The sequence below is a fragment of the Micromonospora sp. C81 genome (assembly GCF_018070425.1).
GTDB lineage: Bacteria > Actinomycetota > Actinomycetes > Mycobacteriales > Micromonosporaceae > Micromonospora > Micromonospora zamorensis.
The window spans coordinates 72,903-87,116 of the sequence record NZ_JAGPXS010000014.1 but is presented as its reverse complement, the minus strand read 5'-3'; the positions used below and the strand labels follow the sequence as shown (position 1 = coordinate 87,116).

12 protein-coding genes and 1 pseudogene are annotated in these 14,214 nt (G+C 72.0%); 7 read left to right on the top strand and 6 right to left on the bottom strand.

Features of this window, described 5'->3' with window-relative positions:
- Positions 1-10 precede the first annotated feature (10 nt).
- The 3 genes and pseudogenes from KBX46_RS22110 to KBX46_RS33195 all read right to left on the bottom strand — a co-directional run.
- On the bottom strand, positions 11-1,564 hold the full coding sequence (locus tag KBX46_RS22110) for an anthranilate synthase component I (protein ID WP_210793899.1): 1,554 nt from the start codon (positions 1,562-1,564) through the stop codon (positions 11-13).
- Positions 1,565-1,613: 49 nt separating this feature from the next.
- Positions 1,614-2,045, bottom strand: coding sequence for a phosphoribosyl-AMP cyclohydrolase (gene hisI, locus KBX46_RS32650; protein ID WP_141912863.1), 432 nt, complete (start codon positions 2,043-2,045; stop codon positions 1,614-1,616).
- Between the two features lie 180 nt (positions 2,046-2,225).
- A pseudogene (locus tag KBX46_RS33195) lies at positions 2,226-2,549 on the bottom strand (phosphoribosyl-AMP cyclohydrolase); the annotation flags it as partial.
- Between the two features lie 558 nt (positions 2,550-3,107).
- On the opposite strand from KBX46_RS33195, the gene KBX46_RS22100 reads away from it, so the two are divergent.
- The 4 genes from KBX46_RS22100 (at position 3,108) to KBX46_RS22085 (ending at position 5,784) form a co-directional block, all read left to right on the top strand.
- Entirely contained in the window at positions 3,108-3,863 is a 756-nt protein-coding gene (locus tag KBX46_RS22100; RefSeq protein ID WP_210793897.1) for an ABC transporter ATP-binding protein, read from the top strand.
- The gene (locus KBX46_RS22095; protein ID WP_088949340.1) at positions 3,860-4,615 is read left to right on the top strand and encodes an ABC transporter permease; all 756 of its coding nucleotides are present in this window, start codon (positions 3,860-3,862) and stop codon (positions 4,613-4,615) included. Before KBX46_RS22100 ends, KBX46_RS22095 begins: the two co-directional genes overlap by 4 nt.
- Before the next feature lie 62 nt (positions 4,616-4,677).
- Positions 4,678-5,274, top strand: a complete 597-nt coding sequence (locus KBX46_RS22090) for a TetR family transcriptional regulator (RefSeq protein ID WP_210793896.1) — start codon at positions 4,678-4,680, stop codon at positions 5,272-5,274.
- 102 nt (positions 5,275-5,376) lie between these two features.
- Entirely contained in the window at positions 5,377-5,784 is a 408-nt protein-coding gene (locus KBX46_RS22085) for a hypothetical protein (RefSeq protein ID WP_088949342.1), read from the top strand.
- Positions 5,785-5,829: 45 nt separating this feature from the next.
- On the opposite strand, the gene KBX46_RS22080 is transcribed toward KBX46_RS22085, so the two are convergent.
- From KBX46_RS22080 to KBX46_RS22070, 3 genes are all read right to left on the bottom strand, one after another.
- A complete protein-coding gene (locus tag KBX46_RS22080; protein WP_088949343.1) occupies positions 5,830-6,579 on the bottom strand; it encodes a DUF2470 domain-containing protein in 750 nt (249 codons plus the stop codon).
- An 87-nt stretch (positions 6,580-6,666) separates the two neighbouring features.
- Positions 6,667-8,436: an ABC transporter ATP-binding protein gene (locus KBX46_RS22075; RefSeq protein ID WP_210793950.1), complete on the bottom strand. Its 1,770-nt coding sequence runs from the start codon at positions 8,434-8,436 to the stop codon at positions 6,667-6,669.
- 5 nt (positions 8,437-8,441) lie between these two features.
- Entirely contained in the window at positions 8,442-10,325 is a 1,884-nt protein-coding gene (locus tag KBX46_RS22070) for an ABC transporter ATP-binding protein (protein WP_210793895.1), read from the bottom strand.
- A gap of 174 nt (positions 10,326-10,499) precedes the next feature.
- Here KBX46_RS22070 and KBX46_RS22065 point away from each other — a divergent pair, with 174 nt between their 5' ends.
- The 3 genes from KBX46_RS22065 to KBX46_RS22055 all read left to right on the top strand — a co-directional run bounded on the left by KBX46_RS22065 (position 10,500) and on the right by KBX46_RS22055 (position 14,172).
- The gene (locus tag KBX46_RS22065) at positions 10,500-11,129 is read left to right on the top strand and encodes a TIGR03085 family metal-binding protein (protein WP_099857801.1); all 630 of its coding nucleotides are present in this window, start codon (positions 10,500-10,502) and stop codon (positions 11,127-11,129) included.
- A 127-nt stretch (positions 11,130-11,256) separates the two neighbouring features.
- Positions 11,257-12,207: a terpene synthase gene (locus KBX46_RS22060; protein ID WP_210793894.1), complete on the top strand. Its 951-nt coding sequence runs from the start codon at positions 11,257-11,259 to the stop codon at positions 12,205-12,207.
- A 138-nt stretch (positions 12,208-12,345) separates the two neighbouring features.
- Positions 12,346-14,172, top strand: coding sequence for a long-chain fatty acid--CoA ligase (locus tag KBX46_RS22055; RefSeq protein WP_210793893.1), 1,827 nt, complete (start codon positions 12,346-12,348; stop codon positions 14,170-14,172).
- Positions 14,173-14,214 lie beyond the last annotated feature (42 nt).

The window sequence follows — 14,214 nt, the reverse complement described above, 5'->3', positions numbered from 1 at the left end:
CTCCTCGCGCTCACCGAGCAGGCCGCAAGGTTTCGGCGGCCGCGATCGCCGCCAGCACGGCGGCGGCCTTGTTCCGCGTCTCCCGGTCCTCGGCGGCCGGGTCCGAGTCGGCGACCACCCCCGCCCCCGCCTGCACGTAGGCGCGGCCGTCGCGGATGAGCGCGGTCCGGATGGCGATCGCCATGTCCAGGTCGCCGCCGAAGCCGAAGTAACCGACAGTGCCCCCGTAGACGCCCCGGCGGACGGGCTCCAACTCTTCGATGATCTCCATGGCCCGCACCTTGGGCGCGCCGGAGAGCGTGCCGGCCGGGAAGGTCGCGGCGAGCGCGTCGAAGGCGGTCTGGTCGTCCCGCAACGTGCCGGTGACGGTGGAGACGATGTGCATGACGTGGCTGTACCGCTCGATGGTGGCGAACTCGGGCACCTCCACGCTGCCCGGCTGACAGACCCGACCCAGGTCGTTGCGGCCCAGGTCGACCAGCATCACGTGCTCGGCTCGCTCCTTCGGGTCGGCGAGCAACTCCTGTGCGAGCGCTGCGTCGGCGGCGGGGGTGCCGCCGCGCGGCCGGGTGCCGGCGATCGGATGCAGCAACGCCCGCCGTCGCCCGTCCACGCCACCGGTGACCTTCAGGTGTGCCTCCGGCGACGAGCCGACGATGTCGAACCCGTCGAAGCGCAGCAGGTACATGTACGGGCTGGGGTTGCTGGTGCGCAGCACCCGGTAGACGTCCAGCGGGTCGGCGTGGATCGACCGCTCGAAGCGCTGGGAGAGCACGATCTGGAAGCACTCACCGGCCCGGATCGCCTCCTTGGCCGCCTCCACCGCCTTCGGGTAACCGTCGTCGGGCGTACGACAGAGCACCTCCCCGGCCGGCGGACGCTCGACGGTGGAGATCATCGGCGGGATGGGCCGCGACAGGGCGGTGGTCATCGCGTCGAGTCGGCCGACCGCGTGGTGGTACGCGGCGGTCACCTGCGGGGCGCGGTCCGGGGCGTCCGGCGGTGGCAGCACCGCGTTGGCGACCAGGATCGCCGAGCCGTCGTAGTGGTCGAGCACCACCAGGTCGGTGGCGAGCATCATGCCCAGCTCCGGCACGCCCAGGTCGTTCTCGGTCAGCTCCGGCAACCGCTCGAAACGGCGGACCAGGTCGTAACCCAGGTAGCCGACCATGCCCCCGGTCAACGGCGGCAGACCGTCGGACGGGTCCCCCACCGGGCCGGCCAGCGCCGCCACCGTCTCCCGCAGCACCCGCATCGGGTCACCCTCGGTGGGCAGCCCGGCCGGCGGCTGGCCGAGCCAGGTCGCGACGCCGTCCCGCTCGACGAGGGTGGCGCTGCTGCGTACGCCGATGAACGAATACCGTGACCAGGCCATGCCGGCGGACCCGACGCCCTGCTCGGCCGATTCCAACAGGAACGTGCCCGGCCCGCCGGCCAGCTTCCGGTAGACCCCGACCGGGGTCTCCGCGTCGGCCAGCAACCGCCGGGTGACCGGCACCACCCGCCAGCCGGTGGCCAGCTCGGTGAAGGCGGCCAGGTCGGGGCTGACGATGCCGTCGGTCATGGCTGGGTCTGCCTTTCGTTCACGGCCGTGGGGCTCGTCCGCGGCGCGCTCACCGTGCCTCCGGCGTGGTGACGGGCAGCTCGGTGAAGAAGCAGGTCCGGTGCCCGGTGTGGCAGGCCGCTCCGACCTGGTCCACGCTCACCAGCAGCGCGTCCCCGTCGCAGTCCAGCGCGACCGAACGGACGTACTGGTGGTGCCCGGAGGTGGCGCCCTTGACCCAGTATTCGCGTCGGCTGCGTGACCAGTAGGTGGCGCGGCCGGTGGTGAGGGTGCGGTGCAGCGCCTCGTCGTCCATCCAGGCGACCATCAGCACCTCACCGGAGTCGTGCGCGCGGACCACGGCGGCCACCAGGCCGTCGGCGGAGCGGCGCAGCTGGGCCGCGATGGCCGGGTCGAGCCGGGACGGGCGAGCCGGCTCGGACACAACCGGGTCGCTCGGATCGCTGGGAACGCCGGTCACCGGCGAGTCAGGTACGGGCACAGTGATGAATTGTCCCGCACGCGGTGCGGGTACCGGCGACCGCTCCCGCTCGGGCTCCGGCGCAGACCCGGCGGGCCGGGCCAGCTGGGCCACGTAGCGGTCCAGCCGACCGTCGACCAGGGCGGCGGCCAGGTCCGCGCCGGCCGTGTCGGCGATCTCCTCGGCGTACGGCCGGATGAGCGGCAGTGTGCCGGCGACCAGCCGTACGGCGGCGGCCCACAGCTGGCTGGTGGCGCCCGGACGCAGCCCTAGGCAGAGCAGCATGTCCGACCGGTAGCCGGGTGGGGCGACCGGCAGTTCCAGGGCCGCCGCGAAGGCCGCCCGACGGGAGTGGACCCGCACCGACGGGTTGGCCGGGCGCAGCACCGACGGGCAGAGGCGGGCCAGGTCGGCGACGGCGAGCCGGACCCCCACGCGGTCGTTGGCGACGCGGGCGGCGGCGGCCTTACCGAGCGTGGCGATCAGCTCCTCCAGCCGGGGTGGCTCGGCGGGCTGACAGAGCACCGGCAGATCGATCCGGGGCCGCCAGTGCGGGTCGGCCCAGAGCAGTCGCGCCGGTGTGGTGACCGGCAGCCCGAACGCCCAGTCGGCCGGTTCGCCGAGTCGGTGCACCCAGGAGCGGACGTCACGGGCGGCCACCGAGACGTGGGTGACCCGGCCTGCGGACTCGGCCAGGTACGCCTGTCGGGCGGCGTACGGGGCACCGCCGACCAGCACGTCGAGGTCGACGTCGCTGTGTGCGGTGGCGGCGCGGCGGGCGTGACTGCCGCGCAGCAGGATGCCGACGACCGGCCGCTCGGCGCCCTGTCGCAACCGCGCGGCCCAGTCCTCAAGAAAACCGCTGTCCGGTAACGGAGCGTGACCCACCGCGCCATCGTGCCGTACGTCCGATCAGCGCGCAATGCCCGTTGGCGGACTCGGTGTCCGGTCCGGAGCCTACTGCCCGTTCTCACGCTGTACGCGACGGCGGGCAGTCGGACACCGGCCTCGACCGTTGCGCCCTGATCGGTATTTCATCTAGCGTTGAGTTCAACAGATGATGAGTTTCTTTGGAGGTGCGCGATGGACGACGCGATAGCCGTCCGCGACCTGGTCGTCGACCGAGGCGGGCGGCGGGTGCTGGACGGCATCAGTTGCCGCGTCCCGCGCGGGGCGGTCACCGGCCTGCTCGGCCCCAGCGGCAGCGGCAAGACCACGTTCATGCGAGCGGTGGTCGGTGTGCAGGTGGTCGGCGGCGGGGAGATCACCGTCCTGGGCCAACCGGCGGGCACCCCGGCGCTGCGCCACCGGGTGGGCTACCTGACCCAGGCGCCGAGCGTCTACGCCGACCTGACCGTTCGGGAGAACGCCCGCTACTTCGCCGCCCTGTATGGACGGGGGCGGGTCGAGGCCGACCGCGCGGTCAGCGATGTCGGGCTGGCCGACGCGGCGGGCCAACTGGTCGCCACCCTCTCCGGCGGCCAACGCAGCCGGGCCTCCCTGGCCTGTGCGCTGGTCGGCGAGCCGGAACTGGTCATCCTCGACGAGCCGACCGTCGGTCAGGACCCGGTGCTGCGGGCCGACCTCTGGGCCCGGTTCCACGCGATGGCCGCCGCCGGCACCACCCTGCTGGTGTCCAGTCACGTCATGGACGAGGCGGCCCGCTGCGACCGGCTCCTGCTGATCCGCCAGGGGCGGCTTATCGCCGACGACAGCCCCGCCGCCATCCGCACCGCCGCCGGTGTCGACGACCTCGACGAGGCGTTCCTGCGCCTGATCCGGGCCGGCGAGGCGGGCCCGACCACCACCGCCACGACAGCCGGACAGGAGCAGTCATGAACCCGCGGATCCTGGCGGCCACCACCGGCCGCATCCTGCGCCAGCTCCGGCACGACCGGCGGACCATCGCGCTGCTCGTGGTGGTGCCGGCCGTCCTGCTCACCCTGGTCTACTTCATGTACGCCGACCAGCCCACCCCGCCCGGCCAGCCGACGACGTTCGACCGGGTCGCGTTGGTGATGCTGGGCATCTTCCCCTTCGTGATCATGTTCCTGGTGACCAGCATCGCCATGCTGCGCGAACGCACCTCCGGCACCCTGGAGCGGCTGCTCACCACACCGCTGGGCAAGCTCGACCTGCTCTTCGGGTACGGCATCGCGTTCGGGCTGGCCGCCGCCGTGCAGGCCGCGGTCGCCGCCGGTGTGGCGTACTGGATCTTCGGCCTGGAGACCGCCGGCAGCATCGGTCTGGTGATCGGGATCGCCGTCGTCGACGCCGTGCTCGGTGTCGCCCTCGGGCTGCTGTGCAGCGCCTTCGCGCGCACCGAGTTCCAGGCAGTACAGTTCCTGCCAGTCGTGGTGATCCCCCAGCTGCTGCTCTGCGGGCTGTTCGTGGCCCGCGACCAGATGGCCGGCTGGCTCCAGGCGCTCAGTGACGCCTTCCCCCTGTCGTACGCCATCGAGGCGTTGCAGGAGGTCGGTGCCCACGCCGAGCCGACCGGCAGAATGTGGCGGGACGTGGCGGTGGTGCTCGGGGCGGTGGTGCTCGCGCTCGTGCTCGCGGCGGCCACCCTGCGTCGACGCAGCGGGTGAGGCTGCGGCAGCCGTGGGCGCACCGGCCCACGGCTGCCCAGGTGGACGAACGAAGGGCGGCGATGACGCGGCGGACCGGCCGGCGACCCGGCAACCCGGACACCCGGGAGGCGATCCTCGACGCGGCGCGCACGGCGTTCGCCGAGCGTGGCTTCGACTCCGCCTCGATCCGCGCCATCGCCGGCACGGCAGGCGTCGACCCGGCGTTGGTGCACCACTACTTCGGCAGCAAGGACCAGCTCTTCCTCACCGCGATGAACTTCCCGGTCGACCCTGGTGAGCTGGTGCCGAAGGTGATCGCCGGCGACCCGGACGGCGCCGGTGAGCGACTGGTGCGCACCTTCCTCGGCGTCTGGGACTCACCGGCCGGCAGCGCGGCCCAGGCACTGCTGCGCTCCGCTGTGAGCAACGAGTGGACCGCTCGACTGCTGCGGGAGTTCGTCACCACCCAGGTCCTGCGGCGGGTGCTCGAACAGCTCGACGTCGATCCGGCCCAACTGCCGCTGCGCGGTTCCCTGGTGGCCACCCAGATGATCGGCCTGGCCATGATGCGGCACGTGGTGCGTCTGGAGCCGGTCGCCTCGGCGGACCCGGAAACCCTGGTTGCCGCGATCGGCCCGACGATCCAGCGCTACCTCACCGGCCCCCTGCCGACCTAGGGCGGTCGCGGCGGGCCGGCTCTCGAGTTCGCAGGGTTGAACGGTGCGGAATCGGAGATGGTAGGGGAAGTCCGTCTTCGACAGAGCCCCAGGAACAGGATCATGAGCCAACCGACGAAACCCGTTCTGCAGGCCATCGGTCAGGCCTCCCTCGGCGCTGTCCTGCTGAGCACCGGCGTTGGTCACCTGACGACGAAGCGGCAGGAGTTCCGGGCACAGGTGCCGTCCTGGCTGCCGGTCGACGTCGACAAGGTCGTGGTCGTGTCCGGTCTCGCTGAGGTCGCGCTGGGATCGGCGTTGCTCGCGACGTGGCGCCAGCCCGCCCGCCGGTTGCTCGGCCGGGCCGTCGCCGGCTTCTTCGTCGGGGTCTTCCCCGGCAACATCGCCCAGTTCGTCGAACGCCGAAACGGCTTCGGGCTGGACACCGACCGCAAGCGGGCGCTACGCCTGCTCGGTCAGCCTGCGCTGGTGGCGTGGGCGCTGGCCGCGACCCGCGATCGGTCCCGCTGACGGCGTGCAGCCGGGCAGGTGGTGCCAGCGGCGTGCCTACCGGGCTCAGTACGGCGGATGGGCCTCGGCCGGGCGGCGCAACGTCGGGAGCAACCAGCCCAGTTCGTCGGCGTCGGCCAGCGGATCCGGGAAGGCCAGCCGGATCCGACGCCGCGCGCCCGGTCGACCGAGGGCGACCACCAGCCCGTAACGATCGATGCGCACCACCCGGGGTGGCCCGTCCGGGGTCTGCTCGGTCAACCCGAGCTGCCGGCGCAGATACTCGGTGACCTGCGCGCCGTCGCACTCCGCGAGGTCGGCCAGCAGACGCGCCTCGACCGGGTGCACCGGGTCCGGCTCGGCCTCGGCGTACTCCACCGGGTCGACCCGGTGCACGGCGCCGGCCCGCTCCCAGCGGACCTCGACCACCTCGAAGCGGAACAGTCGGAACCGCGTGCCCAGGTCGAGCAGGTCGCCGGTCGGCTCCACCGCGGCGAAGTCGACAGCCGCGTGGCGGGCCTCGTCGCCGTGCAGCTCGGCAGCCCACCCGGAGACCCAGGCGCGACCCAGACCGGGCGCACCGGCGGCGGGCGGCAGGTCGAGCACGTCGAGCACCACCGCCACGTCGCTGCCCCCGGCCACCGGTTGCAGCGCGGCGGCCAGGTGGCTGGCCACCGGCACCAGCAGCAGCACCCGCCCGTCCGGGTCGGTCACGTGCCGGGCGTGGTGCGGGCCGGGCCGGTGGGCCAGGTGCACGAGACCGGGCAGGCGCCCGGCGACGAGGGTACGAACGATCTCGGCGGGGTTGGGCCGCATGGGCGCGACCTCCTTCGAAGGTTAGGCTTACCTAAGCCGGAGCCTAGAGCACCTGACCTTCGACGTCCACCACACCGGCGCATCGCGTCACCGGGTCTGCTCCAGCCAGGACGCGTAGAGCAGGCCGTAGACCGAGTCCGCGTCGCGGACCAGCTCGTCGTGCGGACCCCGCTGCACCACCCGACCCCGGTCCACCACGATCACCTCGTCGGCCGCCTGCGCCGTGGAGAGCCGGTGGGCGATCGCGAGGGTCGTCCGGCCCCTGGTGACCGCGTCCAGGGTGCGTTGCAACCGCACCTCGGTCGCCGGGTCCACCGCGCTGGTCGCTTCGTCCAGCACCAGCAGGTCCGGATCCGCCACGTACGCGCGGGCCAACGCGACAAGCTGCCGCTCACCGACGCTGAGCGCCTCGCCGCGCTCGCCGACCGGAGTGTCCAGCCCCGCCGGCAGGCCATCCAACCAGTCCGACAGACCCAGCTCGGTGAAGGCGGCGCTCAACTGCTCGTCGGTCAGCTCCGGCCGGGCGAACCGGACGTTGTCCCCCACCGTCGCGTCGAAGAGGAACCCGTCCTGCGGCACCATCACCACCCGGGAGCGCAGCGAGTCGAACCGGACGTCCGCCAACGGCACCCCGGACAGCAGCACCGCCCCCGCCGACGGGTCCATCAGACGGGTCAGCAGCTTCGCGAAGGTCGTCTTGCCACTGCCGGTCTCGCCGACCACCGCCACCCGGCTCTTCGCCGGAATCTCCAGGTCGATGTCGTGCAACACCGGCGGACCGCCCGGGTACGCGAACCGCACCCCCGCGAACCGGATGTCCAACGGCCCGCTCGGCAGGTCCCGTCCCTGCTCCCCCGGGTCAGCCACGTCCGGGGCGACGTCCAGCACGTCCAGCACCCGACGCCAGCCCGCGATCGCGTTCTGCGCCTCGTTGAGCACCTCGGTGGCGATCTGCACCGGCTGGATGAAGAGCGTCACCAGGAACAGGAACGCGGTCAGCTGGCCGATCGACAGCGTGCCGTCCACGCCCAGCGTCACCCCCAGCACCACCACGCCGGCCAGCGCCAGCCCCGCGGCCAACTCACCGACCGAGCTGCCCACGATGCTGATCCGGATCGCCCGCTGCTGCGCCAGCCGCTGCCCGTCGATGGCCTCGTCCAGCCGCCGCTCGGTGCGCCCCGCGATGCCGTACGCCCGGATCACCGGCGCACCCACCACGCTCTCGCCGATCGCGCCGAGCAGCGTGCCGGTGCGCTGCCGCACCGTCGCGTACGCCGAACCCAGGCGCTGCTGCAACTGCCGGATGACGAACACGGCCGGCAGGAACGCGGCCAGCACCACCAGGGTCAACTGCCAGGAGTACGCCAGCATGACGGCGGTGGTGACCACCAGCTGACCGAGGTTGACCAGCAGGATCACCCCGCCCCACTGGAGGAACTGGGTGATCTGGTCGACGTCGCTGGTCACCCGCGAGACCAGCGAGCCGCGCCGCTCCGACTGCTGGTGCAACATCGACAGGTCGTGCACGTGCCGGAACGCCCGCGTCCGCACGTTGGCCAACGCCGTCTCGCTGACCGTGAACAGCCGGCGCATCATCAGATAACCGCAGGCCGTCGTGATCACCAGGATCGCCGTGGTGATCGCCACCACCGTCCAGACCACGTCGAGGTTCAGACCACCGACGAGGCCGCGGTCGATGCCCTGCTGCACGGCGACCGGCACGGCCACCCGACCGACCATGTAGACCAACGCCAGGGCCAACGTGCCGGCCAGACCGGTCCGCAGCTCCGGCGACAGCGCCAGACCCCGGCGCAGTGTCTGCCAGGTCGTCTCCTCCCGCTTGTCACCCATGCCCATCGTGCTCACCGGTCCACCTCGATTTCCAGGCCCGAGGGCAGCGGCGCGACATCGTCGCCGTACGAACTTTCCTGCGCACGGTCGACCTCGGCCTGCTCGTAGGCGGTGACGAGGTCGACGTAGCCGGGCACGGTGGCCAGCAGCTCGGTGTGGGTGCCCCGGGCAATCACCCGCCCCTGCTCCACATAGATGACCTCGTCGGCGAGCGCGATGGTGGCCCGCCGGTATGCCACCACCAGGATCGACGCGACCGGCACCCCCGGCTCGGCCGTCGACGACCGCAGCCCGGCCAGGATGGCCGCCTCCACGCGGGGGTCCACCGCGCTGGTCGCGTCGTCGAGCACCAGCAGGCGCGGCCGGCCGGCCAACGCGCGGGCCAGGGTGAGCCGCTGCCGCTGCCCGCCGGAGAGCGAGGTGCCCCGCTCACCGACCATGGTGTCCAGGCCGTCGGGGAGCGCGGCGACGAACCCGTCCGCCTCGGCGAGCCGAAGCGCCGCCCAGACGGCCTCGTCGTCGATGCCCTGCCGGTCGAGGGCGATGTTGGCGCGAACCGTGTCGTCGAAGACGAACGGCACCTGCGCGACCAGCGCCACAGTGCCGGCCAGCGACGCGGCGGTCAGCTCGCGCACGTCCACCCCGTCCAGGCTGACGGTGCCGGAGTCCGGGTCGACGAGGCGCACCGCCAGCGAGGCGATGGTGGACTTACCGGCGCCGGTCGGCCCGACCAGGGCCACCGTCCGACCGGCCGGCACGGTGAAGCCGACCTCACCGAGGACCTGCGCCCCGGTCTGGTGCGCCTCGGCCGGTGGGTAGGAGAAGTGCACGTCACTGAAGGTGAGGGTGGCCGGGCCGGCGCCGGCCGCGTCGAGCACGCGCTGCCCGTACGGCATCTCGCCGGTGGCGTCGAGCACCCGGCGGACCCGGTCCCAGCCGGCGACGCTGCGCGGCAGCTCGGCCAGGACCCAACCGATGGCCCGCACCGGGAAGGCCAGCACGGTGAAGAGGAAGGCCACGCTGACCAGCTCGGTCACGCTGATCGCGCCCTGGCGCAGCCGGAACGCCCCGACCACCAGCACGGCCAGGGTGCCGAGACTGGGCAGGGTCTCCAACAGCGGGTCGAAGATGCCGCGAAGCCGACCGACCGCGATCAACGAATCGCGCAGCTCACCGGCGCGGCCCGCGAACCGGGCGGTCTCCTGGGCCTCGCGGCCCATCGTCTTGACCACCAGAGCGCCGTCGAAGCTCTCGTGGGCGATGCCGCTGACCTCGGCGCGCAGCCGCTGCGCCCGAGCCTGCCGGGGCGCCATCCGGCGGGAGTAGACGACGTTGAGCGCGAACAGCGCGGGGAAGACCGCCAGGCCGACCAGGGCGAGCGCCCAGTCGGTGGCGAAGAGCGACACGATCGCGCCGACCAGCATCACCAGCGTGCCGACGGCGAAGGGCAGCGGCGCGATCGGGTACCAGGCCGCCTCCACGTCGGAGTTGGCGTTGGACAGCAGGGTGCCGGTGGAGTTGCGGTGGTGCCAGGACAGCGGCAGCTCCAGGTACCGGCGGGTGACCCGGCGGCGGTAGGAGGCCTGGAGGCGGTACTGCATGTAGCCGGCACCGAGCCGACGGCCGAAGATGCCCGCCACCCGCAGCACGCTGATCCCGAACAACGCGGCCGCCGCCAGCGCCAGGGTGCCCGCGCCCACCTCGCCGCGTTCGATCGCCGGAAGCGCCACCTCGCCGATGACCGACCCGACGACCCGCGCGCTGACGATGATCATCCCGCCGAAGAGCACGCTGCCCACGACCGCGACGGTGAAGATCCGTGGCTGCTCGCGGATCGCCTGCCGCAGGACCCCCAGCCCTCGGCTGAGCACGTCCCGACTTGTCCTGCTCGCCACACTCTCCCCCGCCGTAAGCCGCAATTATCTCCCTCATCCTTACCGGTCCAGGCCAGCACCGCCGACCCCGACGGGATATGTCGACCATCACGTACCGGACGGGGGCGAACCCCGGACATCGAACCGGCGGACGGTAGCCGCGCGCCAACGGGCCACCGGGCCTACGATCAGGCCATGCCGCGGTACGCCCGAGCCGAGCGCGATGCGCTGGCCGATCTCTTCCTGGCCCTCGGGCCGGACGCCCCGACGATCAACGAGGGGTGGGCGACCCGTGACCTCGCCGCGCACCTGGTGCTGCGGGAACGCCGCCCGGACGCGGCCGGGGGCATCATGCTGCCGCCGCTGCGCGGCTACGCCGAGCGGGTCCGTCTCCGACTCGCCGCACAGCCCTACCCGGACCTGGTCGACCAGGTGCGCAACCCGCCGTTCTGGAGCCCGGTCAGCAACCGGGTGACCGACGAGCTGGCCAACATGATGGAGTTCTTCATCCATCACGAGGACGTGCGGCGGGCCGGCTCCGGGTGGCAGCCGCGGGACCTGCCGGTCGGCTTCCAGGCTGCGCTGTGGAAGCGTGCCTCCCCGATGGCCCGGTTGACGCTTCGCCGTTTTCCGGCGGACCTCTACGTGCAGGCGCCCGGCCACGGCGAACTCTCCGTCGGCCGGGGCGGCGAGCCGCTCCGGGTGGTCGGCGCCCCGGCCGAACTGGTCTTGTTCCTTTCCGGTCGGCAACGGGTGGCCCGGGTCCAACTGGACGGTCCACCGGAGGCCATCCGACGCCTTCGGACCGCCAGCCTGGGAATGTGACGCTATGTCTGGAAACGGTCACAGGTCCACTGTGGAATGCCCCACACCCAGCGACGAAGGCTGATACCTCCTCACGTACGCTTTACCGCGTCACTCTTCGCCGAGCGGCAACGAGTGGGGGCGGACTGTGCGAAGTTTCGCGATTTCGGCGCTGCGGGAGCCCCCGTTTCCCGTAGGTCGCCACGAGGCCACCGAACGGGTGGCGGACGAGAGCATCGAGTGGGCGCAGACCTTCGGGCTGATCGATTCCAGCCAGCGGGTTCGTCGGCTGCAACGGGCCGACGCCGCCGGCCTGGCCGGCCGCGCCTGCCCGGCGGGTTCGGTGGACGGGTTGCGACTGCTCACCGACCTGATCAGCTGGCTCTTCGTGATGGACGACGCCTGCGACGAGGACGGCCTCGGCGCCGACCCGGTCCGGCTGGGACCGGCCATCAGCACCCTGCTCGACGTGCTGGACCGGTACGGCAACCCGGACGTCCCGCCGCCCGCCGTCGGGCCCCTGGGTGACGCGTTGCACGACCTGTGCCGCCGGACCCGGCTGCACGACGACCATGCGGCGCTGCTGCTGCGGTTCGTCAGCCAGATGCGGGAGTACCTGCTGGCACTGCTCTGGGAGGCGACCAACCGGGAGCGTCGGCGCGTGCCGAAGGTGGCGGAGTACGTCCAACTGCGCCGGCACATCGGCGGCGTGCACCCCTGCCTCACCCTGACCGACCTGGCATCGGCGCGGCCCCTCGGCGCGATCCAGCGCGCCAACCCGGCGCTGCTCGCACTGGATCTGCTGGCGGTGGACCTGGTCTGCTGGTGCAACGACCTCTTCTCCTACGGCAAGGAGAGCCAGGCTGATCCGGAGGCGCACAACCTGGTCACGGTGATCGCCCAGGGCGCCGCCGGGGACGAGGCGACAGCGCTGCGGACCGTGGCGAACCGGTTCAATCAGAGCCTGGCGGCATACCTGGAAGCGGAGGAGGCGCTGCTGTCCAGTGGGAACGACGAGATGACCCACGCGGCGGCCACCCGGCGCAACTGGGTCCGGGCCACCTACGACTGGTCAGTCGTGGCTGCCCGATACGCCTGATTCCGCCGGACCGGTTGGTGGGTTGGGCCGGCCGGACGATCACCAGGGCTAGCCGATGCACGGTGCCACGCAATACTCTTCGGTAACCATCATGACGTGACGACGGTCACGCCACCACCCCCGAAGGCGGCTCCAGCGATGGCTCTCGATGTACCGTACCGTTCCATCCCGGACATGTTCCTCAAGCGCGTGGCGGCCACCCCCGACCGGAACGCGTTCGCCTCCCCCGCCCCCGACGACTCGGGGCCCGTCTGGCTGACCTGGGAGCAGGTCGGCCAGCGTGCCAAGGCGGTCGCCGCCGGCCTGCACGGCCTGGGCGTCGGCCAGGAGGACCCGGTCGCGATCCTCGCCAACACCCGACTGGACTGGGTGATCGCCGATCTCGGCATCATGTGCGCCGGCGGGGCGACCACCACCGTCTACCCGACCACCGAGCCGGCGGACGCGACCTTCATCATCGCCGACTCCGGCTCGAAGGTGCTCTTCGCGGAAAATCCGGCCCAGGCGGCGAAGATCGCTGGCGCCAATCTGCCCGCGCTGACCCACGTGGTGCTCCTCGACGGCGACACCGACCAGGCCGCGGCGATCCCCCAGTTGACCCTCGCCGAGCTGGAGGAGCGGGGCACCCGCACGCTGGCCGCCGAGCCGGATCTGATCGACATGCTGGTGGCCGGCATCGGCCCGGACCACCTGGCCACCCTGATCTACACCTCCGGCACCACCGGTCGACCCAAGGGCGTCGAGCTGCTGCACGGCGGCTGGTGCTGGGAGGCCGTGGCGCAGGCGGAGGTCGGGCTGCTGCGCGACGACGACCTGCAGTACCTGTGGCTGCCGCTGGCCCACTCGTTCGGCAAGACGCTGCTCTGCGGTGCCATCCACGTCGGCCTGCCCACCTATGTCGACGGGCGGGTGGAGAAGCTGGTCGACCTGCTGTCGGTGATCCGCCCGACGCTGATGTGCGGCGCTCCCCGGGTGTTCGAGAAGGTCTACAACCGGGCGGTGACCACCGCGCAGGACGGCGGCGGCGCGAAGGCGAAGATCTTCGCGTGGGCCGTCGGCGTCGGCAAGCAGAAGGTGACACTGGAGCAGGCCGGCAAGCCGGTGCCGGCCGGGCTGAAGCTGCGCTACGGCCTGGCCGAGAAGCTGGTGTTCAGCAAGCTCCAGGCCCGCCTCGGCGGCCGGATGCGGGTGCTGGTGTCCGGTGCGGCTCCGCTCAGCCCGGAGATCGCCACCTTCTTCGCCGCGGCGAACCTGCCGATCTCGGAGGGCTACGGCCTGACCGAGACCAGCGCCGGCAACTTCGTCAACCCGCCGTCCGGGCTCCAGATCGGCACTGTGGGCCGGGCGATGGGTGACCTGGAGTGCCGGATCGACACCGACGGGGAGATCCTGGTGCGTGGCCGGCCGGTGATGCGCGGCTACCACAACCTGCCGGAGGAGACCGCCGCCGCGTTCACCGAGGACGGCTTCTTCCGCACCGGAGACATCGGCACCCTGGACGAGCAGGGCTACCTGCGGATCACGGACCGCAAGAAGGACCTGGTCAAGACCTCGGGCGGCAAGTACATCGCGCCGTCGCACATCGAGGGGATGTTCAAGGCGATCTGCCCGTACACCTCGCAGGCGGTCGTCGTCGGTCAGGCCCGCAACTTCTGCACGATGCTGGTCACGCTGGACCCGGACGCGATCCGGGGCTGGGTCGCCGGTGGTCCGCTGGAGGGGCGCAGCTACACCGAGATCGTCGCCTCGCCGGAGGCCCAGACGATGGTCGAGGAGTACGTCGCCCAGCTCAACGCGAAGCTCAACCGCTGGGAGACGATCAAGAAGGTGGCCATCCTGCCGCGCGACCTGACGATCGAGGACGGCGAGATCACCCCGTCGTTGAAGATCAAGCGGCGCGGTGTGGAGAGCAACTTCGCGGCCCAGATCGACAAGATGTACGCGGGCACGCTCGCCGAGCTGTGAGCCGACCGAGGGTCCCGTGTCGGCGAGAGAGCCGGCACGGGG

Excerpts from the sequence above, each read along its gene's own strand:
- KBX46_RS22110 (WP_210793899.1), bottom strand. The coding sequence starts at position 1,564 with ATGACCGACGGCATCGTCAGCCCCGACCTGGCCGCCTTCACCGAGCTG.
- KBX46_RS22100 (WP_210793897.1), top strand. The coding sequence starts at position 3,108 with ATGGACGACGCGATAGCCGTCCGCGACCTGGTCGTCGACCGAGGCGGG.
- KBX46_RS22095 (WP_088949340.1), top strand. The coding sequence starts at position 3,860 with ATGAACCCGCGGATCCTGGCGGCCACCACCGGCCGCATCCTGCGCCAG.
- KBX46_RS22090 (WP_210793896.1), top strand. The coding sequence starts at position 4,678 with ATGACGCGGCGGACCGGCCGGCGACCCGGCAACCCGGACACCCGGGAG.
- KBX46_RS22085 (WP_088949342.1), top strand. The coding sequence starts at position 5,377 with ATGAGCCAACCGACGAAACCCGTTCTGCAGGCCATCGGTCAGGCCTCC.
- KBX46_RS22080 (WP_088949343.1), bottom strand. The coding sequence starts at position 6,579 with ATGCGGCCCAACCCCGCCGAGATCGTTCGTACCCTCGTCGCCGGGCGC.
- KBX46_RS22075 (WP_210793950.1), bottom strand. The coding sequence starts at position 8,436 with ATGGGCATGGGTGACAAGCGGGAGGAGACGACCTGGCAGACACTGCGC.
- KBX46_RS22065 (WP_099857801.1), top strand. The coding sequence starts at position 10,500 with ATGCCGCGGTACGCCCGAGCCGAGCGCGATGCGCTGGCCGATCTCTTC.
- KBX46_RS22055 (WP_210793893.1), top strand. The coding sequence starts at position 12,346 with ATGGCTCTCGATGTACCGTACCGTTCCATCCCGGACATGTTCCTCAAG.